21 protein-coding genes are annotated in these 22456 nt (G+C 67.0%); 8 read left to right on the top strand and 13 right to left on the bottom strand.

All coding sequences use genetic code 11. The annotated features are described in order from the left end of the window. Positions 1-218: 218 nt before the first annotated feature. Positions 219-545, top strand: a complete 327-nt coding sequence (locus ACQ3DC_RS05580; RefSeq protein WP_231754849.1) for a hypothetical protein — start codon at positions 219-221, stop codon at positions 543-545. A 191-nt stretch (positions 546-736) separates the two neighbouring features. On the opposite strand, the gene ACQ3DC_RS05575 is transcribed toward ACQ3DC_RS05580, so the two are convergent. After that, a complete protein-coding gene (locus ACQ3DC_RS05575; protein ID WP_430751750.1) occupies positions 737-1315 on the bottom strand; it encodes a GNAT family N-acetyltransferase in 579 nt (192 codons plus the stop codon). A gap of 146 nt (positions 1316-1461) precedes the next feature. Here ACQ3DC_RS05575 and ACQ3DC_RS05570 point away from each other — a divergent pair, with 146 nt between their 5' ends. Beyond that, complete coding sequence (locus tag ACQ3DC_RS05570; RefSeq protein WP_157240662.1) at positions 1462-1665, top strand: hypothetical protein; 204 nt, start codon at positions 1462-1464, stop codon at positions 1663-1665. A gap of 57 nt (positions 1666-1722) precedes the next feature. Then, a complete protein-coding gene (locus ACQ3DC_RS05565) occupies positions 1723-3219 on the top strand; it encodes an MFS transporter (protein WP_430751749.1) in 1497 nt (498 codons plus the stop codon). Between the two features lie 165 nt (positions 3220-3384). Here ACQ3DC_RS05565 and bcp read toward each other — a convergent pair whose 3' ends face one another. The 7 genes from bcp to ACQ3DC_RS05530 all read right to left on the bottom strand — a co-directional run bounded on the left by bcp (position 3385) and on the right by ACQ3DC_RS05530 (position 10899). Then, positions 3385-3864 (bottom strand): thioredoxin-dependent thiol peroxidase, encoded by a 480-nt coding sequence (gene bcp / locus ACQ3DC_RS05560; protein ID WP_157240666.1) that lies wholly within the window; start codon positions 3862-3864, stop codon positions 3385-3387. 79 nt (positions 3865-3943) lie between these two features. After that, entirely contained in the window at positions 3944-4606 is a 663-nt protein-coding gene (locus ACQ3DC_RS05555; protein ID WP_157240668.1) for a winged helix-turn-helix domain-containing protein, read from the bottom strand. 8 nt (positions 4607-4614) lie between these two features. Further along, positions 4615-5958: an allantoinase AllB gene (gene allB / locus ACQ3DC_RS05550; protein ID WP_157240670.1), complete on the bottom strand. Its 1344-nt coding sequence runs from the start codon at positions 5956-5958 to the stop codon at positions 4615-4617. Beyond that, positions 5951-7150, bottom strand: coding sequence for a glycerate kinase (locus ACQ3DC_RS05545; protein ID WP_430751748.1), 1200 nt, complete (start codon positions 7148-7150; stop codon positions 5951-5953). The genes allB and ACQ3DC_RS05545 overlap by 8 nt, the downstream gene beginning before the upstream one ends. 22 nt (positions 7151-7172) lie before the next feature. Beyond that, on the bottom strand, positions 7173-8963 hold the full coding sequence (gene gcl, locus ACQ3DC_RS05540; protein ID WP_430751747.1) for a glyoxylate carboligase: 1791 nt from the start codon (positions 8961-8963) through the stop codon (positions 7173-7175). Between the two features lie 120 nt (positions 8964-9083). Beyond that, positions 9084-10013 (bottom strand): 2-hydroxy-3-oxopropionate reductase, encoded by a 930-nt coding sequence (locus ACQ3DC_RS05535; RefSeq protein WP_430751822.1) that lies wholly within the window; start codon positions 10011-10013, stop codon positions 9084-9086. Between the two features lie 85 nt (positions 10014-10098). After that, a complete protein-coding gene (locus tag ACQ3DC_RS05530; protein ID WP_157240678.1) occupies positions 10099-10899 on the bottom strand; it encodes a hydroxypyruvate isomerase family protein in 801 nt (266 codons plus the stop codon). A gap of 345 nt (positions 10900-11244) precedes the next feature. On the opposite strand from ACQ3DC_RS05530, the gene ACQ3DC_RS05525 reads away from it, so the two are divergent. Next, positions 11245-11643, top strand: a complete 399-nt coding sequence (locus ACQ3DC_RS05525; RefSeq protein WP_323057487.1) for a cupin domain-containing protein — start codon at positions 11245-11247, stop codon at positions 11641-11643. Positions 11644-11722: 79 nt separating this feature from the next. On the opposite strand, the gene ACQ3DC_RS05520 is transcribed toward ACQ3DC_RS05525, so the two are convergent. After that, positions 11723-13012, bottom strand: coding sequence for an MFS transporter (locus tag ACQ3DC_RS05520; RefSeq protein WP_157240682.1), 1290 nt, complete (start codon positions 13010-13012; stop codon positions 11723-11725). A 60-nt stretch (positions 13013-13072) separates the two neighbouring features. After that, positions 13073-14305 (bottom strand): M20 metallopeptidase family protein, encoded by a 1233-nt coding sequence (locus ACQ3DC_RS05515; RefSeq protein ID WP_323057486.1) that lies wholly within the window; start codon positions 14303-14305, stop codon positions 13073-13075. Between the two features lie 138 nt (positions 14306-14443). On the opposite strand from ACQ3DC_RS05515, the gene ACQ3DC_RS05510 reads away from it, so the two are divergent. After that, a complete protein-coding gene (locus ACQ3DC_RS05510; RefSeq protein WP_323057485.1) occupies positions 14444-15475 on the top strand; it encodes an Lrp/AsnC family transcriptional regulator in 1032 nt (343 codons plus the stop codon). Between the two features lie 58 nt (positions 15476-15533). Here ACQ3DC_RS05510 and ACQ3DC_RS05505 read toward each other — a convergent pair whose 3' ends face one another. Continuing rightward, the gene (locus ACQ3DC_RS05505; RefSeq protein ID WP_323057484.1) at positions 15534-17231 is read right to left on the bottom strand and encodes an amidase; all 1698 of its coding nucleotides are present in this window, start codon (positions 17229-17231) and stop codon (positions 15534-15536) included. Next, positions 17228-17533 (bottom strand): hypothetical protein, encoded by a 306-nt coding sequence (locus ACQ3DC_RS05500; RefSeq protein WP_323057483.1) that lies wholly within the window; start codon positions 17531-17533, stop codon positions 17228-17230. The genes ACQ3DC_RS05505 and ACQ3DC_RS05500 overlap by 4 nt, the downstream gene beginning before the upstream one ends. A gap of 240 nt (positions 17534-17773) precedes the next feature. Between ACQ3DC_RS05500 and ACQ3DC_RS05495 the strand changes: the two genes are divergently transcribed. From ACQ3DC_RS05495 to ACQ3DC_RS05485, 3 genes are all read left to right on the top strand, one after another. Further along, positions 17774-19231 carry a cation:dicarboxylate symporter family transporter gene (locus ACQ3DC_RS05495; RefSeq protein ID WP_323057482.1) on the top strand — a complete coding sequence of 486 codons (1458 nt, stop codon included), beginning with the start codon at positions 17774-17776 and terminating at the stop codon, positions 19229-19231. 38 nt (positions 19232-19269) lie between these two features. Further along, positions 19270-19569, top strand: a complete 300-nt coding sequence (locus ACQ3DC_RS05490; protein WP_157240688.1) for a putative quinol monooxygenase — start codon at positions 19270-19272, stop codon at positions 19567-19569. 93 nt (positions 19570-19662) lie between these two features. Then, on the top strand, positions 19663-20592 hold the full coding sequence (locus ACQ3DC_RS05485; RefSeq protein ID WP_323057481.1) for a Rieske 2Fe-2S domain-containing protein: 930 nt from the start codon (positions 19663-19665) through the stop codon (positions 20590-20592). 134 nt (positions 20593-20726) lie between these two features. Here ACQ3DC_RS05485 and ACQ3DC_RS05480 read toward each other — a convergent pair whose 3' ends face one another. Further along, complete coding sequence (locus ACQ3DC_RS05480) at positions 20727-22436, bottom strand: DUF222 domain-containing protein (RefSeq protein ID WP_430751746.1); 1710 nt, start codon at positions 22434-22436, stop codon at positions 20727-20729. Between the last annotated feature and the right edge of the window lie 20 nt (positions 22437-22456).

Below are 22456 nucleotides of genomic sequence, written 5' to 3'. Positions count from 1 at the left end.
GAACTGTTATTTCAGCATACGTAATATTGAAGAGCAGCCGGGCTGTGGTGTCAAGAGACTACAACGTCCGGGCTGCCCGATCTTGCGGAAAACCTTGGACCGGCTTGCCCGGACGTTGAGGTGCGGGCGGGACACTCGAAGACAGGCAGCAGTTTCCACCGGACGAGGGTCAAAGACGACCCGCCGGGGAGGCTGAACGGCTCGGAGAAGGTGCAGCCATGGGACAAGTCAAGATCACAGACCAGGCGGGAGTCGGTTCGGCCGCCGGCGCGGCCCTGGACAAGGGCCTGGATAAGGGCCGCGCTTTGTTGCGCGTCTACTTTCACAGGCGGAAGGTGCGCGCAGCGGCCAGCGCGCTGGCCGAAGCCCTGGCCGAATCGAGGGAAGTCTGGAGCTGGCCGGGGGACAGGCTTCCGGTAGGCGCCGAGATGTCCCAGCAGGTGGAGAAGCTGACCCGCCGGCTCAAGTTGGAAACCGAAGCGCACCACAGGCTGGAAGCGCTTTTCAGGACTGCGGACGGGGGCCGTTCCGTACTGGCGTTTTAAGTGCCACACTTATGAGCAATCGAGTGGCTGGGGGTTTACCGGGTCAGGAGATTGCTATGAGTTGGTTTACAGGGTGGGCATACCTAATTGCGGGACTCATGACAGCGGACGCCCTGCTCCTGGCGCTCTGGGCGATCGACGAGGGCTGGCCCGGGAGCTGGTGGAAGAAACCCTGACGTGCCGGGGCGTGTCTAGCTCGACTGCAACTCCAGGCGCATCAGCACCCGCCGGAAGCCGTTAAGAACGGACCCGGTGTCTGCCGCCTTGGTGAAACCCGCGTCCTCAAACAGTTTCCGGGTGCCCACGTAGGCCATGGTGAGGTCCACTTTCCTGCCGCCGTTGTCCACCGGATAGCCCTCGATGGCCGGGGCACCATAGCTCCGGGCCAGGTCCACGGCGCCTGCCAGCAACTGGTGCGAGATGCCCCTGCCGCGGTACCCGGGCCGCACCCTGATGCACCAGACCGACCAGACATCCGCGCCGTCCACATGCGGGATCTTCCGGTTGCCGGCGAAACTGGTGTCCGCGCGGGGGTGGACCGCTGCCCACCCAACCGGCTCGCCGCCGTCGTACGCCAATATCCCCGGCGGGGGATCCTCCGCCACCAACTGCCGCACCAGGTCCCCGCGCTCGGTCCCGCGCAGCGCCTGGTTCAGTTTGGACGGGATGCGGTAGCTCAGGCACCAGCACACGTTGGCGTCCGGCCGCTTGGGCCCAACTATGGTTTTGACGTCCTCGAATTGTGTTGCGGGTCGGACCTGGATGTCCATGCGGCCATCCTGTCACCGGGCAGGGAGTCCGGCAACAGCACTCTCGGGGCTTCCCTGGGGCATTGCCGTGCCGCAGAAGGGGGACACTCCGACCGGGCAGCGATAGACTGGGCAGCCAGGTAACGGCAGAAGACATGGCGGGCACAATGAACGATAAGCTGCATCTCACTCCGGACGACCAGTTCCCCGAGGACCTGGAAAAGGTATCGGATAACGAATTGCAGGTCCTGGACAGCCGCATCCAGCGCCAGCTCGACCACGAAATGGTCGTTGATGGCGAATCGGACCGTGAAACCGAGTTCCGCCACTATGAACTGGACGTTGAGTTCAACGACCGCGACAAACGCTGACCTCTGACCCGTCCCCGGCCATGTCCATGAGTGCAGGACGTCACTACACTGGGACGCATGACCGAGCAGGAACCGGTCCGGCCGCGCGCCGCATCAGCTTCCGACGGCGGTAAGAGACCCGGCGGGGACCTAGCGGACACGTCCGTCCCGGTAGGGGTAGGGGAGGCCCTGCACCTCACTGATCCGGACGCCGTCGACACTTCCCTGCGCACTCCGGCCCAGCGCTCCCGCACCTTCACCGGGATCCTGGTGAACACCGCCCTCGCCAACGTCACCACCAGCTACCTCTGGTTTGCACTGACGTTCTGGCTGTACCTGGAAACGCGCAACGTCATAGCAACCGGTGTGGTGGGCGGTGCCTACATGCTGCTGATCGCCCTTTCCAGCATCAGCTTCGGCACCTTCGTGGACCGCTACCGCAAGCTGGCCGTGATGCGCTTCGCCGCGGCCTTCACCCTGGTGATGTTCGTGCTGTCCGGGGTCATGTTCCTGCTGACCCCCTCGTCGTTGCTGCTGGACCTGGCCCGGCCGTGGTTCTGGGTTTTCGTCATGGTCATCCTGATCGGCGCCGTGGTGGAGAACATGCGGAACATCGCCCTCTCCACCACTGTCACCATCCTCATCGAGCCGGACCGGCGGGCAAACGCCAACGGGCTGGTGGGCATGGTGCAGGGACTGATGTTCATTGTCACTTCGGTGCTCTCCGGGCTCTCGGTGGGGCTGCTGGGCATGGGCTGGACCATCGGAGCCGCCCTGGTGCTTACCGCGCTTGCATTCGCGCACCTGCTCACCCTGCGCATGCCCGAGGAGGTGCGGGCGGCGGCAACGGATGCGCACGGCGGCTTCGACCTGCGCGGCTCCCTCTCCGCGGTACTGGCCATTTCGGGGCTGTTCGCGCTGATCCTCTTCTCCACATTCAACAACTTCATCGGCGGCGTCTACATGGCGTTGATGGACCCGTACGGCCTGGAGATGTTCCCCGTTGAACTGTGGGGGATCTTCTCCGCTGTCGGCTTCACCGGGATCCTGGTGGGCGGGGCGCTGATCGGAAAGTTCGGGCTCGGGGCCAATCCGCTGCGCACCCTCCTCGCCGCCGTGGTGCTGATGGGCGTCCTCGGCGCGGTGTTCACGCTGCGGGAGTGGGCCTGGCTCTACATCGCCGGCATCTGGGCGTACCTGGTCCTGGTGCCTTTTGTGGAGGCGGCGGAGCAGACGGTCATCCAGCAGGTGGTCCCTTTGCAGCGGCAGGGCCGGGTGTTCGGGTTCGCCATGGCGTTCGAGTCCGCTGCTTCGCCGGTCACGGCATTCCTCATTGCGCCGATCGCCCAGTTCTGGATCATCCCCTACGCCCGGTCCGCGGACGGCGCCGCCCGGCTGGCCCCGCTCCTGGGCGAGGGCACCTCCCGCGGCATCGCCCTGGTGTTCCTGGTTGCCGGAACCATCATGGTTGTGGCCGCGCTGCTGGCCTTCCTCACGCCGGTCTATCGTCGGATCTCTGCATCCTATGCGCAGGCGGCAGCGGCCGAGGCGAAAGCGGCGGCCAACGGCTCTTAACGCCGGACGCTCCCGCAGTTCTTGAACTGCAGGAGCGTCCGGGGAAAGCCCGCGTTAAGTGCGGGAGCGTCCGGGGAAAGCCCGCGTTAAGTGCGGGAGCGTCCGGGGAAAGCCCGCGTTAAGTGCGGGAGCGTCCGGGGAAACCCGACATTAAGTGCGGGAGCGTTAGATCCCCAGGGCTTCCTTCAGGGCCGCGACGTGGCCGTCGGCCGTCACCTGGTACTGGGCAAGGGTGACGTTGCCTTCGGGGTCCACCACCACGGTGGAGCGGACGAGGCCCTCGACGATTTCGCCGTTGACGAGCTTCTCGCCCCAGGCGCCGTAGGCCAGGGCAACGGCGTGGTCGGGATCGGAGAGGAGCGGGAAGGTCAGGGAGAAGTCGCCCGTGAAGCCGGCCAGCGCCTCCGGGGCATCGGGGGAGATGCCGATGACCTCGTAGCCCTTGCCCTGCAGGGAGGCCAGGCTGTCGCGGAAGTCGCAGGCCTCGGTGGTGCAGCCGGGGGTGGCGGCCTTGGGGTAGAAGTACACAATGACGTTCTTGCCACGGTAATCGGCCAGGGAAGTCTCGCGGCCCTGGGCGTCCTGGAGGGTGAAATCAGGGGCCTGGGTTCCGGGCTGAAGCTTGGTGGTCAGGGTGGGGCTCATGGCGTTCCTTCGGAAGACTCGTCAGTTACGGGCAAACATCAAGTGAAGCGGGTTCGCGCTTAGTCATACAACTCCGGCGTCATATGCTGTATTCCGCCGGGCCTCGGACGGTGGCGCAGGAACCGGGCACAAACTGGTATCCGCCGCCCCGGACGGTGGCCACGGCATGGCGGGCGTTCCCGAGTTTCCGGCGGACCCGGCCCACATAGACATCGATGGCCCGGGCTGAGGCGCCGGGGAACTGCAGCGACTCCAGGAACTCTTGTAGTTCCTCCCTGCTGACAGCCCGGGACAGGTGGGTCACCAGGTACCTGAGCACCTTGAATTCGACGCCGGTCAACGGCACGGGGCTGCCGTCCAGCAGGACGGTGTCCGCGGCGAGGTCCACGGCGACCCGGCTCACAGGGCCGGCCGACGGCGGCAGGCAGGTGCCGGCGTCGGCCTCGTTGGGCGCCGGGGTATCGCCGGGGTCCTCCGCCGCGGAAGGAGTGCGGGAGGAGTGGTCTGCGGCTCCTTCCGTGGCGGAGACCCCGGACGTGGTGGCTCCGGCGGCAGGCCAATGGACTTCCGCCTCCGGAGCAGTTTCGAGGGCCTTGGCAAGGACAAGCCGGGCGGCGCGGGCCAGGAGCTCGGGGCTTGTGCCTTCCCCGGGAACCACCCACACGGCCAGCCCGCGGGCAGCAGCGCGCTTGGCCTGAACCAGGTGCCGGGGCACCCCGGGCTGGTGTGCTTCCACTGCCATGGCGCGTCCTAGACTCCGCCGCGGCGGATCAGCTTGCCCGTGGGGGTCTGGCCGTCCACCACGGCGCCGCGCAGGAAGGTCTTGCGGACCACGCCGGAAAGAGCCTTGCCGTCGTAGGGGGTGATGGGGTTCTTGTGCTTGAGCTTGGACACGTCCACAACGAACGCCTCGTCCGGGGCAAAGATGGCGAAATCCGCGTCATAGCCGAGCGCCAGCTGGCCCTTGTTGGACAGGCGGGCCAGGGCTGCCGGCTTCTCACCCATCCAGCTGACCACCTGCTCCAGCGGGATGCCGCGGTGCCGTGCCTCGGTCCAGATCAGGGACAGGCCCAGCTGCAGCGACGAGACGCCGCCCCAGGCCACCGCGAAGTCGCCGTTTTCCAGGTCCTTCAGGTCAAGGGTGGAGGGGGAGTGGTCCGAGACGATGCAGTCGATGGTGCCGTCCTGCAGGCCCTGCCACAGCAGTTCCCGGTTGGAGGCCTCACGGATGGGCGGGCAGCACTTGTAGGCAGTGGCGCCGTCCGGGATTTCCTCGGCCATCAGCGTCAGGTAGTGCGGACACGTCTCCACGGTGAGCTTCACGCCGTCGCGCTTTGCGCTGGCGATCATGGGCAGGGCGTCCGACGACGAGAGGTGCAGGATGTGGGCACGCGCACCGGTCCAGCGCGCGCGTTCAATGACCTCGGCGATGGCCTTGTTCTCGGCGCCACGGGGGCGGGAGGCCAGGAACGTGGAGTAGTGGTCGCCGCCGGGGTGGGGTGCGCGGTCGATGGCGTGCGAGTCCTCGGCGTGGACGATCATGAGGGAGTCGAAGGACTTGAGCTCGGCCATGTCCTCCTCCATCTCGTCCGCGTCCAGGTGCGGGAACTCGTCCACGCCCGAGTGCAGGAGGAAGCATTTGAAGCCGAAGACGCCCTCGTCATGCAGGGGGCGAAGGTCGGCCTTGTTGCCGGGGATGGCGCCGCCCCAGAACCCGACGTCGATGAACGCCTGGTCCTCGGCCACCTCGCGCTTGAGCTTGAGGTTCTCCACGGTGGTGGTGGGCGGGACGGAGTTCAGCGGCATGTCGATGATGGTGGTCACGCCGCCGGCTGCCGCCGCGCGGGTGGCGGAGGCGAAGCCCTCCCACTCGGTGCGGCCGGGCTCGTTGACGTGGACATGGGTGTCCACGAGGCCGGGGATCAGGGTTTCGTCGTCGGCCAGCTCAATGACCTCCGCACCGGCCAGGCCGTTGCCCAGCGGTTCGAGGGCCACGATCTTCCCGCCGCGGACCCCCACTTCGCGGGGTGCCAGCCCGGCCGTGGTGAGGATGCGCTGGCCGCGGATGACCAGGTCAAAACGTTCTTCAGACATGGAGGTCCTCCTTGGTGGTGGCGGAACGGGCCAGCGTATCGCCGGCCAGCCTTCCGCCGATCTGTGTTCCCAGTTGCTCGAGAAGCTGCGCTGCCTCTGTCATGCACCTGTTTATATTGCTTTCAAGCTCGGTCAAAGCGTAGACGTCCTCGAATCCGGCGGCGCTTGCCTGGCCGGTTTCAAGGGTGGTCCGGCCGCACACAGCGATCACCGGGACGCCTTGGGCGGCGGCTGCGCGGGCAACGCCCATGGGTGTCTTGCCCAACAGGCTTTGTTCGTCCAGGCTGCCCTCGCCGGTGATCACGAGGTCGGCGCCGGCCAGCCGCTCCACCAGCCCCGTGAATTCGAGGACGACGTCGATGCCCGGGCGGCGGGTCGCGGCGAGGACGGCGATGGCTGCGTAGCCAACGCCTCCTGCCGCTCCGGCGCCCGGGGCTTCCGCCGCTTTAATTGCGCGGTGACCGATTTCCCTGGCCAGGACTTCGACAAACCTGGCCAGGGCGGCGTCGAGCACGTCGACGTCCTGTTGCGTGGCACCCTTTTGCGGGCCGAAAATCGCCGCGGCGCCCTGGGCGCCCAGCAGGGGATTGTCGACGTCGGATGCCAGCACAAAGCGTGTGTCCTTCAGGCGGGGTTCGAAGCCGCTGAAGTCGATCCGGTCCAGGCGGGCCAGGGCGGCGCCGCCGGGCGGAAGTTCGTTGCCCTCGCTGTCGAGGAACCGGGCACCGAGCCCCTGCAGGACTCCGGCGCCGCCGTCGGTGTTGGCGCTGCCGCCCACCCCAAGGATGATGCGGTTGCAGCCGGCGTCCAGGGCGGCGGCGATGAGCTGGCCGGTGCCCAGGCTCGTGGCGGTGCGTGCCGCCGTCGAGCCTGGCCTTCCGCCAACCAATGCCTGGGCGGGGAGCAGTGCCAGGCCCGAGGCGGCCGCCATCTCGATGACTGCCTCATTGCCCCGGACCGCGAACTCGGCCGTGACCGGTTCGCCGGAGGGCCCGGCCACCACGGCGCTGCGGCGGGTGAAGCCTGAGCCGACCGCGGCGTCCAGGGTCCCTTCGCCGCCATCGGCGACTGGAATCCGGGCCACCTCAAGGTTCCCGCCGGCCGCGGCCTGCAGCCCCTTTTCCAGGTGGCTGCAGACTTCCGGGGCGGACAGGGAGCCCTTGAATTTATCCGGGGCAATGACGATGCGCATGGCAGTGTCTGTCTTTCTCGTTCTAGCCCTGCAGAGCCAGGATGGCGGTGGGGGCGTCTGCTGCCGATTCTGCCAGTTCCTCGAACTCGTTGATGGCGTTGATTTCCAGCCCCATGGAGATGTTGGTGACCTTTTCCAGGATCACTTCCACCACGACAGGAACCTGGAACTCGCCCATGAGGGCCTTGGCCTTGTCGAACGCGGCGGCGAGGTCGTTGGGGTCCTCCACGCGCACGGCCTTGCAGCCCAGGCCCTCGGCCACCTTGAGGTGGTCCACGCCGTAGCCGCGGGTTTCCTCGGACAGGTGGGTGCTGTTGATGTTCTCGAAGGCCAGGGACACGTTCTGCTCCATGCTGAAGCCGCGCTGCGACTGGCGGATCAGGCCCAGGTAGGAGTTGTTCACCACCACGTGGATGTACGGCAGGTTGAACTGCGCACCCACAGCCAGTTCCTCGATCATGAACTGGAAGTCGTAGTCTCCGGACAAGGCCACCACGGTCTCGTCCGGCTTGCCGCGGACCACGCCGAGGGCTGCCGGGGCGGTCCAGCCCAGGGGGCCCGCCTGGCCGGCGTTGATCCACTTGCGCGGTCCGAACACGTGCAGCATCTGCGCGCCGGCGATCTGGGACAGGCCGATGGTGGACACGTAGATGGTGTCGCGGCCGAAGGACTTGTTCATCTCCTCGTACACGCGCTGCGGCTTGATGGGGATGTTCTCGAAGTGCGTCTTGCGGTGCAGGGAGGCCTTGCGGTCCTGGCACTCGGCAACCCAGCCGCTGTAGTCCGGCAGGGACCCTGCCGCCTTGCGCTCCCTGGCGAGCTCGACCAGCCCTGCCAGCGCGGCGCCGGCGTCGGACGCGATGCCCAGGTCCGGGGAGAACACGCGGCCGATCTGCGTGGGCTCGATGTCGATGTGCACGAACTTGCGGCCGGCCGTGTAGGTGTCCAGTCCGCCGGTGTGGCGGTTGGCCCAGCGGTTGCCGATGCCGATCACGAAGTCGCTCTGCAGGTAGTTCTCGTTGCCGTAGCGGTGGGAGGTCTGCAGGCCCACCATGCCGGCCATAAGCCGGTGGTCGTCCGGGATGGTGCCCCAGCCCATCAGCGTGGGGATGACGGGGACGTCCAGGATCTCGGCCAGCTCAACCAGCTGGGCGGAGGCGCCGGCGTTGATGATGCCGCCGCCGGCGACGATCAGCGGGTGCTTGGCCGCGGTCAGCATGTCCAGGGCCTTTTCGAGCTGCTTGCGGGAGGCCTTGGGCTTTTCGACGGGCAGGGGCTCGTAGGTGTCGATGTCGAACTCGATCTCGGCCATCTGCACGTCGATCGGCAGGTCCAGCAGCACCGGGCCGGGGCGGCCGGAGCGCATCAGCTGGAAGGCCTTCTGGAAGGCGCCGGGAACCTGGCCGGGCTCCAGGATGGTCATGGCCATCTTGGTGACGGGTTTGGCGATGGACTCGATGTCCACGGCCTGGAAGTCTTCCTTGTGCAGCTTGGCCACGGGGGCCTGGCCGGTGATGCAGAGCATCGGGATGGAGTCGGCCCAGGCGGCGTACAGGCCGGTGATCATGTCGGTGCCGGCGGGGCCGGAGGTGCCGATGCAGATGCCGATGTTGCCGTCCTTGGCGCGGCTGTAACCGTCCGCCATGTGGCTTGCGCCTTCGACGTGGCGGGCCAGGGTGTGGCGGATCCCGCCGTGGGCGCGCATTGCGGAATAGAAGGGGTTGATTGCGGCGCCTGGCAGGCCGAACGCCTCGATGGCGCCTTCCTTTTCCAGGATGGCCACCGCTGCATCAACGGTACGCATCTTGCTCATGGGGTGCTCCTTGAAAGCTTGAAAAGTCTGTTTTTGGGTGTGCTGAGGGAGCCGCCGTCGTTTTCATGGACGACGGCGGGTCCCCTGCTGGTGTTTCTTAGGCGCCTGTGGCGCTGGTGCTTATTTCCTGCCGCTGAGTTGCAGGACCTGCTTGAAGAGTCCGGAGTGGTCGAGGCTCCCGTCGCCCTGGTTGACGGTGGCGGCGACGAGCTGGGCGACGACGGCGCCGAGGGGGATGGCGACGTTGGCTTCGCGGGCGGCGGAGGTGACGATGCCGAGGTCCTTGTGGTGCAGGGCGAGGCGGAAGCCGGGGTCGAAGTTGCGGTCCAGCATCTTCTGGCCCTTCTGGTCCAGGACCTTGGAGCCGGCCAGGCCGCCGCCGAGGACCTTGAGGGCGGCGTCGGTGTCCACGCCGTAGGCCTCCAGGAAGGCGATGGCCTCGCCCAGGACCTCGATGTTGACCGCGACGATCAGCTGGTTTGCAGCCTTGACGGTCTGGCCGGAGCCGGAGGGGCCCACGTGCACGATGGTTTTGCCGACGGCGTTCAGGACGTCCTGGGCGTCGTCGAAGTCTTCCTTGTCGCCGCCCACCATGATGGAGAGGACGGCGTCGATGGCGCCCTGTTCGCCGCCGGAAACGGGGGCGTCGAGGGGGCGGATGCCGGCCTCGCGGGCTTCATCGGCGAGGCGCTTGGCCACGTCCGGGCGGATGCTGGAGGCGTCGATCCACAGTGCGCCCTGCTTGGCGTTGGCGAAGACGCCGTCCTTGCCGTTGACCACGCCCTCGACATCGGGGGAGTCCGGCACCATGGTGATGACGACGTCGGCATCCTTGACGGCGTCAGCGATGCTGGTGGCGCCCTTGCCGCCTTCTGAAACCAGTTTGTCGATCTTGTCCTGGCTGCGGTTGAAGCCGGTGACGGTGTGGCCGGCCTTGACCAGGTTGATGGCCATGGGCAGGCCCATGATTCCGAGTCCGATGACTGCAACGTTGCTCATGATGGTTCTCTTTCCTGAAGTCTGTGTGGTGCCGGAGGTGCCGGTGGGGATGCCCGGCCCAACTAGGTAGCGCTAAGTGTCGTTATGAGGGCTCAAAACGACACTTGGCGCTACTCAGTTGGGCGGGGCGGGTGGACTAGCGGGAGGCGTGTTCGCGGATGGCCCAGCTGAAGGCTGTTTCCTGCGGTTCCTTGTATTCGAGTCCGATGTAGCCCGTGTAGCCGAGTTCGCGGCTGCGGGCGATCCATTGGCCCAGCGGGAGCGTGCCCGTTCCCGGGGCGCCGCGGCCGGGGTTGTCGGCGATCTGGATGTGGCCGAAGTCCTTGGCGTGGTTTTCGATGACGGACTCGACGTCGTCCCCGTTGACTGCGAGGTGGTAGAAGTCGGCGAGGAGCTTGATGTTTTCGACGCCGGCCTCCGCCTTCACGCGGGCGATGACCTTGAGTGCGTCATCAGCGGTGAGGAGCGGGTATTTGGGTGCGCCGCTGACGGGTTCCAGGAGGACGGTGCCGCCGATGTGGGCGACGCCTTCTGCCGCTGCCGCCAGGTTCCTGACCGCGAGTTCGTCCTGCTCCTTGGGGGTGGAGCCGTCCTGCCGGTTCCCGTAGAGGGCGTTGAAGGCCTTGCAGCCCAGGCGCCCGCCGATGCCGGCAACAACCTCGATGTTGTCCTTGAACTCTGACTCGCGTCCCGTCCAGGACACCAGGCCGCGGTCCCCGCCCGGCATGTTGCCGGCGTTGAAGTTCAGGCCCGTGAGCTGGACGCCGGCGTCCTTGATGGCGTTCTCGAATTCGGTGACCTGGGTGTCGGAGGGAACTGAGGACTCGAAGGGCCACCAGAACTCGACAGCGTCAAAGCCGGCTGCCTTGGCTGCCGCGGGGCGCTCAAGCAGGGGCAGTTCAGTAAGGAGGATGGAGCAGTTCACTGTGTACGTCATCGTAGGTCCTTCCAGGGAGGGCTTTGATCTATCTTCCTTTGCGGCGGGCTTGCTTCAAGTTTTCGCTTTGTGGAATTTAGATTCTGCTTTATGAAAAGTCTAGGGAAGGATGGGCGCCGGAGTCAAGGCGGACCGGTTTGGGAGGGGGAAGGAAATTTCCCATTGACTTCAGGTGCTGCAGGGCTACGGTTAGAGATACATCGGCACGGTCCGGTGGAGGGGTGGGCGCCGGGGCAGGGGCGCACGCCGCTACATGGTCTCAATACAACTTCGCCGCTCGTCGGTATCCATTCCATGCCTGGTCCGCGCCGGGCGTTTTCCACACCACTCATAGGCTGTGACCTCATGACGGCAAATTTCATCAGGGAACTGGCAGTCAAGTCCTTGGATTCACCGGACTCGAAGCGTTGCCCGGACAAGGCGGAATTCGACCTTGTCACCGTTGACGACTACTCGGTGGCGCGCCTGATCCTCGCGCCGGGCTGGCGGTGGTCCGACTCTGCAAGGCCCTCCGAGTTGACCCCCTACTGCGAGCACCACCACCTCGGCTATTGCGTATCGGGGCAACTGGAGGTGGAAACGGCCGACGGCGGACGGTCAACGATTCACGCCCATGACACCTATGCGCTGCCTCCCGGACACGATGAATGGGTGGTGGGCGACGAGCCGTTCGTCGCCGTCGAATTCCTGGGTGCGGCCTCGTTCGGCCGCCCCCGCAGCTTCGGGATGCACGCCAGGATCTAGCACGGCACCAAAAAGTCCCCTGCCGCTCTTGCGAGCGGCAGGGGACTGGTGGTGCGCCGGGGCGGGCGGCCCCAGCTTCCTAGTGGGTCAGGTCCTTGCCCTTCGTCTCGGGAATCGTGAAGACGAACGCGGCGCTGATGGCCAGCAGGACCACCGCGTACACGTTGAACACCTGCGGGACGCCCAAGGTGGTTCCCAGCCACTGCTGCAGGTACGGGGCCGTTCCGCCGAAGGCTGCCACGCAGATGGAGTACGGGACGCCGACGCCCACGGTGCGGATCGACGTCGGGAACAGCTCGGCGTAGACGGCCGGGACAATGGCGGCGCTCGCGGCGATGAAGATCAGCATCACGGACATGCTCACCGCCAGCTGCCACGCAGAGTCCTTCAGCAGCCAGGTCATGGGGAAGTGGAGTACCCCGCCGCCGATCGCGCCGGACCACAGGACCTTCTTGCGTCCGATGCGGTCGGACAGCTTGCCCCAGAAGGGAAGTGCGGCGATGAACACGATGTTGGCGACCACGCCGGCCCACAGCGCCTCGCCGCGGTCGATTTTCAGGGCGGTGGTGGCGTAGCTCGGCGCCACGACGCCCCAGATGTAGTAGATCACCGTGAGGCCCACGGTGAGGCCGATGACCTGCAGCGCCTGCTTGCGGTGGCGGACGATCTGGGGCCAGATCGGAGCGCGCTTTTCGGCGACGGACTCGCCTTCGAAGGCATCGGTCTCGTGCAGCCGTGACCGCATGATCAGCGCGTACAGGCCCATCGCCGCGCCCAGGAGGAACGGAATCCGCCAGCCCCAGGCGTTCATGGCCTCGGTGGTCAGCGTCATGTTCAGGACGGCGCCCAGCAGGGTGCCGAACAGAATGCCCACGGTTCCGGAGGTGTAGATCAGGGTTGCCCAGAACCCGCGGTGCTCCTTGGGTGCCATTTCCGAGAGGTAGGTTTGCGACGACGGCAGCTCGCCGCCGTGCGCCAGGCCCTGGACCAGGCGGGCCACCAGCAGCATGAGCGAGGCCCAGGCGCCGACGCTGGCGAACGTCGGCGCGATGCCGATCATCAGGCTGCCCAGTGAAGCGAGTCCGACGGCGAGCGTCATGGACGTCTTTCGGCCCACCCTGTCGCCAATCCAGCCGAAGAGGAAGCCGCCGAAGGGCCGTGCGACGAAGCCGACGGCGAAGATCGCCAGCGTGGACAGCACGGCCGACGCGGGATCGGCTTTGCTGAAGAGCTGGCTGGCGATGAAGGGCGTGAACGTGGCGTAAATGGCCCAGTCGTACCATTCCACGGCATTGCCGATGCCGGTCCCGACGATGGTTTTAGCGGTGGACACGCGTCCAGTCTGCTGCTTGCTTACTGCGATGGACATGGTTACTTCCTGAGGATTGGGGAGGATGGCGGGGATAGGGATGGGGGAGGCCGACGGCGGCTAGGACGCCGCTGCCAGCGTCGCCAGGCGCGAGGTGGCGAGTTCGGTGTAAAGCGCTGCCCCGTCAGCCAGCACGCCGTCGTCGAACGTTGCGTAAGGCGAGTGGTTGAACGGTGAGGTGGCCGGATCGCCGCCGGGGGCGACGGCGCTGAGGCCGACGAAGGTGCCCGGCACCTCGGCCAGCACGCGGGAGAAGTCCTCGGAGCCGCTCAGCGGAGTGGCCCAGCGGGAGAGGCGGCGCTCGCCGAAGAGCCCTGCGATGACTTTTTCCGCCGTGTGGGTTTCGTCCTCGTTGGTGATGGTGAGGGGGTATTCCTCCTGGTAGTCGACGTGGACTTCCACCCCGTGCGCGGCAGCGATTCCTTGCAGCAGGCGCGGCACGGCCTCCTTCATCTTCAGGCGGGATTCCTCGGAGAAGGTCCGGACCGTCGCCTCGATGCGCGCCGTTTCGGGAATGACGTTCCGCTTGGTGCCGGCATGGAGCACGCCCACCGAGAGCACCACGGGATCGAACATGTTGAACTGCCGGGTCACCATGACCTGGAGGGCCGTGACCATTTCGGCCGCCACGGTGACGGGATCCTTCGCGGAGTGCGGGGCCGAGCCGTGGCCGCCGGCGCCGAGTACCGTGACCTCAAGCCCGTCCGAGGAGCTGAGCATCACGCCGGACTTTGTGCAAAACGTGCCGTGGGGCTCGAGGGAGGAAAACACGTGCATCCCGTAGGCCGCCTGGACCCGGGTGCCGGCGGCGTCCAGGACGCCTTCGCGGATCATGTAGCTGGCTCCGTCGCAGCCTTCTTCGCCGGGCTGGAACATGAGGACGACGTCGCCCTGCAGCTGGTGCTGCCTCTCGGCGAGGAGCGTTGCGGCCCCGGCGAGCATCGAGGTGTGCAGGTCGTGGCCGCAGGCGTGCATGGCGCCGTCCGTCCGGGATGAGAATTCGACGCCGGTCTTTTCCTGCACCGGGAGGCCGTCCATGTCCGCGCGGAGGAGGACCGCGGGCCGGTGCGTCGTGGTGCTTTCCGCTGCAGCGATGCCGCCGCCGCGAAGCACCGCGGTGACGGAGGTGGTGTCCTTGCCCAGGGTGATCTCGAAGGGAAGTCCGTCCAGGGCCTGGAGGACCTTGTCCTGGGTCCGGGGAAGGTGCAGCCCGATTTCCGGGTGCCTGTGCAGGTCCTGGCGGAGGCGGATGAGGTCCCCCTGCAGTTCCTGCGCATCTTCGGTTACGGGCACTTGTCACTCCTCGCATTGGCGTTCCGGGTCTGTGGACTATTCTGGAGTGGCGCAGTTCACATCCTCCGAAACCGCTGGAAATATGCTGCAAGTACGGCCTCTCTGCAGGATTCGTGCAGAAGAAACAAGGGGTGATCTGTGGAACTCAGCGAAGACGACCTGGCGCTCATCCAGGTACTGCAGTCCTCCCCGCGGCTCGGCTGGGCGGATGCGTCAAAGGTGCTGGGCGTCCACGCCACCACGCTTGCTGCCCGGTGGGAGCGGCTGGCATCAAGCGGGGCAGCGTGGGTCACCGCCCACCTGGTGGGGGATCCGCAGCAGATGCTCCTGGCGTTCGTTGCGGTGGACTGCGAGATGCATCTGCGTGACAGTGTCACGGCGCAACTGGCGGCCGTGCCGGAGATCGTCACCGTCGAGGAGGCGGCCAGCAACCGGGACCTGATGCTGACCGTCATCACGAAATCGTTGGACGAGTTCAGCAGCCGGGTTGTTGCCCGGCTGAAGACCGTTGAGGGGCTCACCAAGTACCAGACGGCGCTTTGTACACGGCTTCACACCAGCGCGGACGAGTGGCGCCTGAACGTCCTGGACCGGACCCAGCTGGCTACCCTGAGGACGCTGGGTGCTTCGGCCGGTGCGGGGACGCGGCGGCCGGACCCGCAGGGTGAACTGCCGGCGAGCCACCTGGACCTGTTGCCGTACCTCGCGCGGGACGGACGCGCCACGGCGGCTGACATCGCGCGGGGGCTGGGGCGCCACCCGGCCACAGTGCAGCGGCAGCTGAACCGCGTGCTGGCCAGCGGCATCCTGCTGTTCCGGTGCGAAATTGCGCAGGCCTACTCTTCCTACCCGGTGACCTGCCAATGGTTCGCGAACGTTCCGGCCGGCCGCCATGAGGCTGCCGCCGCCGAAATCCGTACCATCAGCAACGTCCGGCTCAGCGCCTCCACCACAGGCCCCACCAATTTCGTGATCATCATGTGGCTGCAGTCCCTGGCGGACGTGATGAACGCCGAACTGGCACTGCAGCAGAAGGTCCCGGACATCGAACTGGTGGAGAGCGTGGTGATGCTGCGGACCGTCAAACGGGTCGGCTGGATGCTGAAGGAGGATACGACGTCGAGCGGCGCGGTGGTGGTGGAGGCCGGAGGACTGCCGGCTGCGGACTGAGCCGTGGACGTCCCGGCCCGCCTCCTGGAAGGGGGCGGACCGGGGGCTTCCGGGGCTGCTACTGGGACAGCTCGGCCACCTCGTGCGCCTCGAGACGGCCCCGGCCCGGTGGAACGGGCGCGGCCGCAACCTTGCCGCGGGCGCTCTTGCTGAAGGGCTTCCGGGACTTGGACGGATCAACGGAGATCGGCTCGGGGGAGTCCCCGGCAGGGTTCGCCGGGCGCCGCAGGTGCCAGTCCGTCACGGCCTGGTACGCCGCAGCCACGGCAAGGAGCCGGTCCTCGGCGAAGGGCTGGCCGCCGAGGATGGTGCCGATGGGAACGCCCGCGGAGTCGAAGCCGATGGGCAGGGCGAGTTCCGGCAGGCCGATGGCATCGAACGGGTTGGGGCTGGTCTGCAGCACCACGTCGCACTGCTCGAACAGGTTGTCCAGCACGCGTTCCAGCAGCAGGACCTTGGCACGCTGGCCCAGCACATACTCGTTCGCGCCGAGCATGGAGCCCTGCAGCCAGCCGGTTACCGACACCCCGAAGCTGCGCAGGTCCTTGCGCAGCACCGGCAGGAAGGGCTCGCTGCGTTCCGGCAGCCGGACGTTGTTGAAGGCCGTGCTGGTGAGGGTGTCCCAGTCCTCCGGCAACCGCACGTCGACCACCTGGATGCCTTCAATGCCGGCGAGCTTGTCCAGGAAGGCCCGGCGTGCGGCCGCTGTTTCCGATGAGCCTGCGGTGAAGTCCGGGATGACGCCCACGCGGGTCCCCCAGCGCATGGCCACCTTGTTGCCGCGCTTCACCGGGGTGGCGGCCTGGATCAGGTCCGGAACCGGTGGAAGCCCCAGTGTCCGCGGATCGTTGGGATCCTCGCCGGCCATGGTGCTCAACATGATTGCCGCGTCCTTGGCATCCCTGGCGAGGGGGCCAGGGTGGTCGCGGGTATAGCTCAGGGGGATGATGCCGTACAGCGAGACCCGGCCCATGGTGGGTTTGAGCCCGGTGAGGTTCTGGGCGTTGGAGGGCGCGGTGATGGAACCGCCGGTTTGGGTTCCGACGCTGGACGCCGCCATCCGTGCGGCCACAGCCGTGGCTGAGCCGGACGAGGACCCGCCGGGATTCGTCTGCGGATTCCCCGGCGTCCACGCATTGACGGTGGTGATGCGGCCGTCCGGCGTGGTGGCCCTGGTGGTGGCGAGCGGCCCCATCTGGGTCTTGCCAAGGACGATGCCGCCGGCATTCGCCAGCCTGGAGACCGCCGTTGCGTCAAAAGGGGGAACAAAGTCCTTGAAGATGTAGGAGTTCGCCGTCGTGGGATAAGCGCGGGTGTAGTAGTTGTCCTTGATGGCCAGGGGAATACCGTGCAGGGGACCCTTGTACGCCGCGCCGGCCAGGGCGCGGGCGCTGGCAAGGGCGTCGTCGGCGGCCACGAGGTTGAAAGCCTGGTAGCCCGCATCAAAGGCGCCGATCCGGTCGAGGTAGGCCTCCACCAGGAGTTCCGCACTGAGCCGGCCCTGCCGGATGAGGCTTGCTGCTTCCGCGATGGTCAGTTCGGTGATGTCGGTGAGGGCCTCGGGCCGGACGTCGCCGTAGGCGTCCGGGTTGATGCCTGCGGGCACTGTTGCCGAGGGCGCCGCATGGGCAACAGCGGGAAGCGCCGCCGCGCCCAACGAGGTGGCCGCAGCCAGCACGGCAAACCTGTTGACGAATGACCGGCGGTCGATGGTGCGGTCCATGGGCTGGCTGGTCGAGCTTTCCACCGGGTTCATGCCGTCCTCCGTGCAGTGTCAATCGAGGGGTACAGGGCCGGAGGGGCCGCCTGCTGGGACAAGAGTGCAGGGTCCGCATTGCCTGCCGGGCCGGCGAAAGGCACCTGGTAGGCGCCGAGTTCAGCGACTGTGGTGCGCATGAAGGAGCGCAGGCTGGCCAGGACCGACGCCTGTCCCGGGCTTCCCGTCTCCGGGTCGCTGGCGGTTCCGGCGGGGAGCTGGTTCAGGTCGATGCCGAGCGAGGCGAGGCGGGCCCGGATCATGGTGTCCAGTTCGGCGTCGGTGGGGGGAGTGAGTGGCATGATGCTCCGTTTCTTCGGGGCTGGGGTGCAGCCCGTGCAGCTGAGACAAGGGGATACTTTCACTCCCCCGTGGCGCTGTCATGTCACATAAGTTGCCGGCTCATTTCGCCCCGACGGACCCCGTCGGTTTAATAATTCCGCATTACGGATTTATCTTTCCGGAAACATGCATTCCCTAGCGTTGCTCGTGACCCTGCGGCATCCCGTGTGCCGTCCGTCCTTCAACGAACAGGCACTGGCATGAACTTCACCGCCGACGCAGCACCCTCCCTGCAACCGCCAACCGGGGCGCCCAGGCAGCCGCTCTACAAGTCCCTCTTCTTCCAGATCCTGGTTGCCGTCGTCGCCGGCGTCCTGATCGGCCACTTCTGGCCTGACACCGGCGCGGCGCTTCGCCCCCTGGGTGACGGCTTCATCCAGTTGATCAAGATGATCATCGCGCCGCTGATCTTCCTGGTGATCGTCACCGGCATCGCGGCAGTCAGCGACGTCAAGGCCGTAGGCCGCGTCGGGGTGAAGGCGCTGGCCTATTTCACGGCAGCCACGCTGTTCGCCCTGGTCTTCGGCCTCGTTGTGGGGAACCTTGTCCAGCCCGGCGCGGGCCTGAACATCGATCCGGCGTCGCTCTCCCAGGACGCCCTCAACGCGAAAACCGCCACCGCCCCGCCCAAGGACGCCGGCGCCTTTATCCTGGGAATCATTCCCACGAGCGTGGTGGGCGCCTTTGCCGGCAACAGCCTGCTGCAGGTCCTGTGCTTCGCGGTGTTCTTCGGTGCGGCGATCGTCGTCGTCGGCCGTGAACGCTGCCTGCCGGTCATCACCCTGATGGAAACGGTGCTGGAACTGTTCTTCAAGATCATGGGCTGGGTGATGCGGGTGGCTCCCGTGGGAGCCTTCGGCGCCATGGCCTTCATCATCGGACAATACGGCCTGGGCTCGCTGGGCACCTATGCGCTGCTGATCGCAGCCTGCTATGGCGCGGCAATCGTGTTCATCGGGCTGCTGTTCGTGGTGGCGTGGGCGTATCCGCGGGTGCCGCTGTGGCAGTTCATGAAGTACACCCGGGAGGAATTCCTCCTGGCGCTGGGCACCGCGTCCACCGAGTCCGTGATGCCACGCATCATGACCAAGCTGACCAACGCCGGCTGTTCCCGCGCCACCACCGGCCTGGTGGTCCCCACCGGCTACTCCTTCAACCTGGACGGCGCCGCGCTTTACCTTTCCATCTCGCTGCTGTTCCTGGCGCAGGCCTTTGGCTACAACCTGGACCTGGGCCAGCAACTTGCCGCCCTTGGGGTCCTCATGCTTACGTCCAAAGGAATGGCCGGCGTACCCGGTTCGGCGTTCCTGGCGCTCTCCGCCACCGCGGGTGCGCTGGGGATCTTCCCGGTGGCCGGCGTCGCGCTGCTCCTTGGCGCGGACCGGTTGATGGACTCCATGCGCGTAGTGGTGAACCTGCTGGGGAACTGCGTTGCCACTTTTGTGGTGGCAAAGTGGGAGGGCCAGTTCGACCGTGCCGCCATGCTTCGCGCCTTTGCCGGTGACATCGCCTTTGCCGGTGGCATTACGACGGCGGAGGCAGCGACGGAGCCAGCCAGCAGCAAAGTGCCGGGTGGCCCCGCAGTGGCGCCCGAAGCAGAACCGTCCCGGCCGGCGGAAACCCTGCCCGTGGAGACGTCCCCTGCGAGGGCGCGGTAGCGCCGCGTTCTGTCGTGCCCGTCCTGCACACTGTCCCTATGACCTTTGCGAATGTGGGAACCCTCGAGACCAAACCCGGCCAGCGTGACGCCGTCGTTTCCATCCTGGTCCGGCCCATGGCCGGGCTGAAGGAGGCAGGCTGCCTGCTGTATGAGGTCGGCATCAACGATGCCGCGCCGGACACGGTGTTCGTATGTGAACTGTGGGAATCGCCGGAGGCCCACCGGGCTTCGCTGGAACTGGACAGCGTGCAGGCTGCCATAACCGAGGCCATGCCCCTGCTGTCCGGCGAAATGGGCGGCCACCAGTTCACGGTGCTTGGTTCTCCACTCCGTTAGCCTTCCGCGCCCCATTGCCCTGTGCCCCGCCCGCCCCAGCAAGTAAGCTTCCGGGCAACGGCTGGACACGGAGCAAAGGGGTAAGGGAGACGCATGAGACCGCTGCCTGCATTGGAACTTGTTACCCGCCTGGAGGATGCCGAGTGGCTGGATCCTGTGGCCAAGAAGGTCCGAAAGGTGGTGAAGCGGGTTATCCGCCCGAAGTGGGCACGCGACGTCCTCCATGGCGTTCCCATAGGGCACCCCGTGCATCCGCTGGCGGTCCAGGTGCCGCTCGGGGCCTGGATATCGGCCGCTGTACTGGATGCTTTCCCCGGTAATGATCGGGCTGCCGCAGTCCTGATCGGAATGGGAACCGGCACCGCTGTGCCCTCCGCCGTCGCAGGTTTTACCGATTGGAGCCAGCTGCACCCCCAGCAGCAGCGGGTAGGGCTGGTTCACGCTGCCGCCAACATCACCGCAACGGGCCTATACCTTGCCTCGTTGGTTGCACGTGCCCGGGGCGGCCGGGGAAGCGGCAAGGTGCTCGCTTACCTGGGCCTTGCCGTGGTGGGTGCGGGCGGTTTCCTGGGTGGCCACCTGACCTACCGGCAGGCGGCCGGCGTTAACCACAGCGAGGAGATCCCGCACCGCTTCCCGAGCGGCTGGCAGCCCCTGGCACCGCTGGCGGAACTGCCGGACGGCAAGCTCCACAAGGTTGTTGTTGCCGAAATCCCGTTGCTTGTCTACCGGGAGGCAGAAGATGTGCGCGTTCTGTCCGATGTCTGCAGCCACCTTTCCGGGCCGCTTCACGAAGGCAAGCTGAAGGGCGGCAGGCTTCAGGCCGGGGCGGTTCAGGCTGGCGGGGCTTCTGGCGGTGGTGATGGCAGCGGCGACCCGTGCGTCGTCTGCCCCTGGCACGGAAGCACCTTCTCGCTCCGTACGGGAGAAGTCCAGGCTGGCCCCGCAACGGCACGGCAGCCACTGTTCGAGACCCGTGTGAGCGACGGCCTCGTGGAAGTGTGCCTGCCGGGGGCTGAGTAGGCGCGCTCGCCTGAGGCCTTAGCCGGGCATGCGCCCGGCCGCAGGGGCAGGGCGGTGTCCCGCCCGCGTACTTGGCACCGTCTATTTGGCCGGGTCTGTATTTGGCCGGGTCTGCGGCGGGCATGTGGTGCCGGCTAGGTCAGCGCCGGGTAGCCGGCCCTTAAAGGGTCGCGGGCCCAAACGGCCGGCAAGGCATAGAAGTCCTCCCATAAGGGGTCGTCCGCCGGCAGATCGTCCGGGTCCAGCAGGTTGTCACCCACAGGTTCCTCGGGAGGAGGTTCCACGTAAGGGAGGTCTCCGGCAGGGCAGCCATAAGTAGTGGTCATGGATGGATACGGCTGCAGGCCAGGCGTTTGCCCGGTGTGCTGCTCCTTCGGTTTTGGCCGCGCCGGCACGTCCGGCCAGTGGGGTGGTTCCCAGTCCTGGTGTTCGCTTGTGTAGTGGCGGCCGGTGGGTGAGGTCCAGCCGGGTGGTGCGGTTGTGGTGGCGGGGGTGGGTTTCCAGCCGCTGGTGTGGCGGAGTTTGTGGTGTTTCGGGCAGGGCTGTCCGAGGTTCGAGACTCCTGTGGTGCCGCCGTTGTGCCAGGCGAGGAGGTGGTCGGCTTCGTTGTCGAGGGAGGGGTTGCTGCAGCCGGGGAAGGGGCATTTTCCGTCCCGCAGCCTGAGCCAGTTCCGCATGGCTTTGGTCACCCGGTAGCTGGTGCGGCCGATTTCCAGCGGCGCGCCGTCCCGCGGGTCCACCAGCACCCGGTGGAACGAATCCGCCCCGTCGGCGACGAGGTCCCGGGCCATGGAGGGCGGGATGGGGCCGTACCCGTCCAGCACCGCCGGCTCGTCCGTCAGGCCGAGCAGGGCGAACACTGGCACGGTGACCAGCACCTGCGGCCGAATCGACGACGACGGGCCGGGACCTGCCACCTCCCCGCCGCAGGACCTGCCCGCCTCACCGTGCCCGGCACTGGTTGCCTCGCTGTGTCCGGTAACCGGGGAGATGTTCCCGCTGCTCAGGAGCGCCTCGGCGAGATTGTCGGCCCTGAGCTGGGTCAGGGTGCGGGCCTCGTCCGGGCCCTGCAGTCCCCGGGAAATGGCGGTCAGCCGGTTCCAGATTGCGGACGCCTGGTCCGCGGGCAGGTAGGCGGCCACCCAGGCCATCGCATCGTTATCCGGCCAGTACTCCACGCGTCTATCCGCCAGGGACTTGGCGTGCCGCTTCGCCAGGCTCTCCGGATGGTGCCGCTCCCGCCACCCCCGGGCCTTGGCCCTGAACCGGTACGCGGGCATCTCCCCCACCGGGCACCCGCGGACCGCCCCCGGGGCGTCCGGGTCCAGGAAATGGGCCTCCAGGGCCGCCGCCCCGGCCGGGCCAAGGCCGACGGTCTGGTCCACCATGGTCCGGGCATGCGCCCAGGAAATCGTCCCGCCCTGCAGGGCTGCCAGGGTCCGGGGCAGCGACGCGGTCAAGGCATGGGCTTCAGCCAGCAAAGCACCGGCGGCCCGGTCACCGATGGCCAGCGCACACCCGACCTCCGCCACCAGGCTCCGGTCCTGCGCCGTGGCCTCGTGAGGGGACCCGGGCGGAGGATTCATCGCCTTCGTCGCCCCGGCAAGGGCCGTCGCGGCCACTGCCTTCACCGCCGCCAACTTCGCTTCCGACCGCGCCACCCCACCCAGGACATCCAACGCCGCATCAGCAACCCGCTGCAACGGATCGTCATCAGCCCCGCCAGCAAGACCGGAACCAGGCGTACCGGAAACAGCGGTACCGCTGCCATTAAGCACCGCCGCAAAAGCAGCCACAGATGCGTCTACTGCCGCCTCCGCCTCCGCCACCGGGTTGCTTTCCATGAATCCATCTTGGCAGTGGG

Source organism: Paenarthrobacter sp. NEAU-H11 (assembly GCF_050573415.1).
Lineage (GTDB): Bacteria > Actinomycetota > Actinomycetes > Actinomycetales > Micrococcaceae > Arthrobacter.
Note: the sequence above shows the minus strand (reverse complement) of the source record. Positions and strands in the feature narration are given on the sequence as shown.

Bases quoted from the DNA above. Each gene is read 5' to 3' on its own strand.
- ACQ3DC_RS05580 (WP_231754849.1), top strand. From the start codon at position 219: ATGGGACAAGTCAAGATCACAGACCAGGCGGGAGTCGGTTCGGCCGCC.
- ACQ3DC_RS05575 (WP_430751750.1), bottom strand. From the start codon at position 1,315: ATGGACATCCAGGTCCGACCCGCAACACAATTCGAGGACGTCAAAACC.
- ACQ3DC_RS05570 (WP_157240662.1), top strand. From the start codon at position 1,462: ATGAACGATAAGCTGCATCTCACTCCGGACGACCAGTTCCCCGAGGAC.
- ACQ3DC_RS05565 (WP_430751749.1), top strand. From the start codon at position 1,723: ATGACCGAGCAGGAACCGGTCCGGCCGCGCGCCGCATCAGCTTCCGAC.
- bcp (WP_157240666.1), bottom strand. From the start codon at position 3,864: ATGAGCCCCACCCTGACCACCAAGCTTCAGCCCGGAACCCAGGCCCCT.
- ACQ3DC_RS05555 (WP_157240668.1), bottom strand. From the start codon at position 4,606: ATGGCAGTGGAAGCACACCAGCCCGGGGTGCCCCGGCACCTGGTTCAG.
- allB (WP_157240670.1), bottom strand. From the start codon at position 5,958: ATGTCTGAAGAACGTTTTGACCTGGTCATCCGCGGCCAGCGCATCCTC.
- ACQ3DC_RS05545 (WP_430751748.1), bottom strand. From the start codon at position 7,150: ATGCGCATCGTCATTGCCCCGGATAAATTCAAGGGCTCCCTGTCCGCC.
- gcl (WP_430751747.1), bottom strand. From the start codon at position 8,963: ATGAGCAAGATGCGTACCGTTGATGCAGCGGTGGCCATCCTGGAAAAG.
- ACQ3DC_RS05530 (WP_157240678.1), bottom strand. From the start codon at position 10,899: ATGACGTACACAGTGAACTGCTCCATCCTCCTTACTGAACTGCCCCTG.
- ACQ3DC_RS05525 (WP_323057487.1), top strand. From the start codon at position 11,245: ATGACGGCAAATTTCATCAGGGAACTGGCAGTCAAGTCCTTGGATTCA.
- ACQ3DC_RS05520 (WP_157240682.1), bottom strand. From the start codon at position 13,012: ATGTCCATCGCAGTAAGCAAGCAGCAGACTGGACGCGTGTCCACCGCT.
- ACQ3DC_RS05505 (WP_323057484.1), bottom strand. From the start codon at position 17,231: ATGAACCCGGTGGAAAGCTCGACCAGCCAGCCCATGGACCGCACCATC.
- ACQ3DC_RS05500 (WP_323057483.1), bottom strand. From the start codon at position 17,533: ATGCCACTCACTCCCCCCACCGACGCCGAACTGGACACCATGATCCGG.
- ACQ3DC_RS05495 (WP_323057482.1), top strand. From the start codon at position 17,774: ATGAACTTCACCGCCGACGCAGCACCCTCCCTGCAACCGCCAACCGGG.
- ACQ3DC_RS05490 (WP_157240688.1), top strand. From the start codon at position 19,270: ATGACCTTTGCGAATGTGGGAACCCTCGAGACCAAACCCGGCCAGCGT.
- ACQ3DC_RS05485 (WP_323057481.1), top strand. From the start codon at position 19,663: ATGAGACCGCTGCCTGCATTGGAACTTGTTACCCGCCTGGAGGATGCC.
- ACQ3DC_RS05480 (WP_430751746.1), bottom strand. From the start codon at position 22,436: ATGGAAAGCAACCCGGTGGCGGAGGCGGAGGCGGCAGTAGACGCATCT.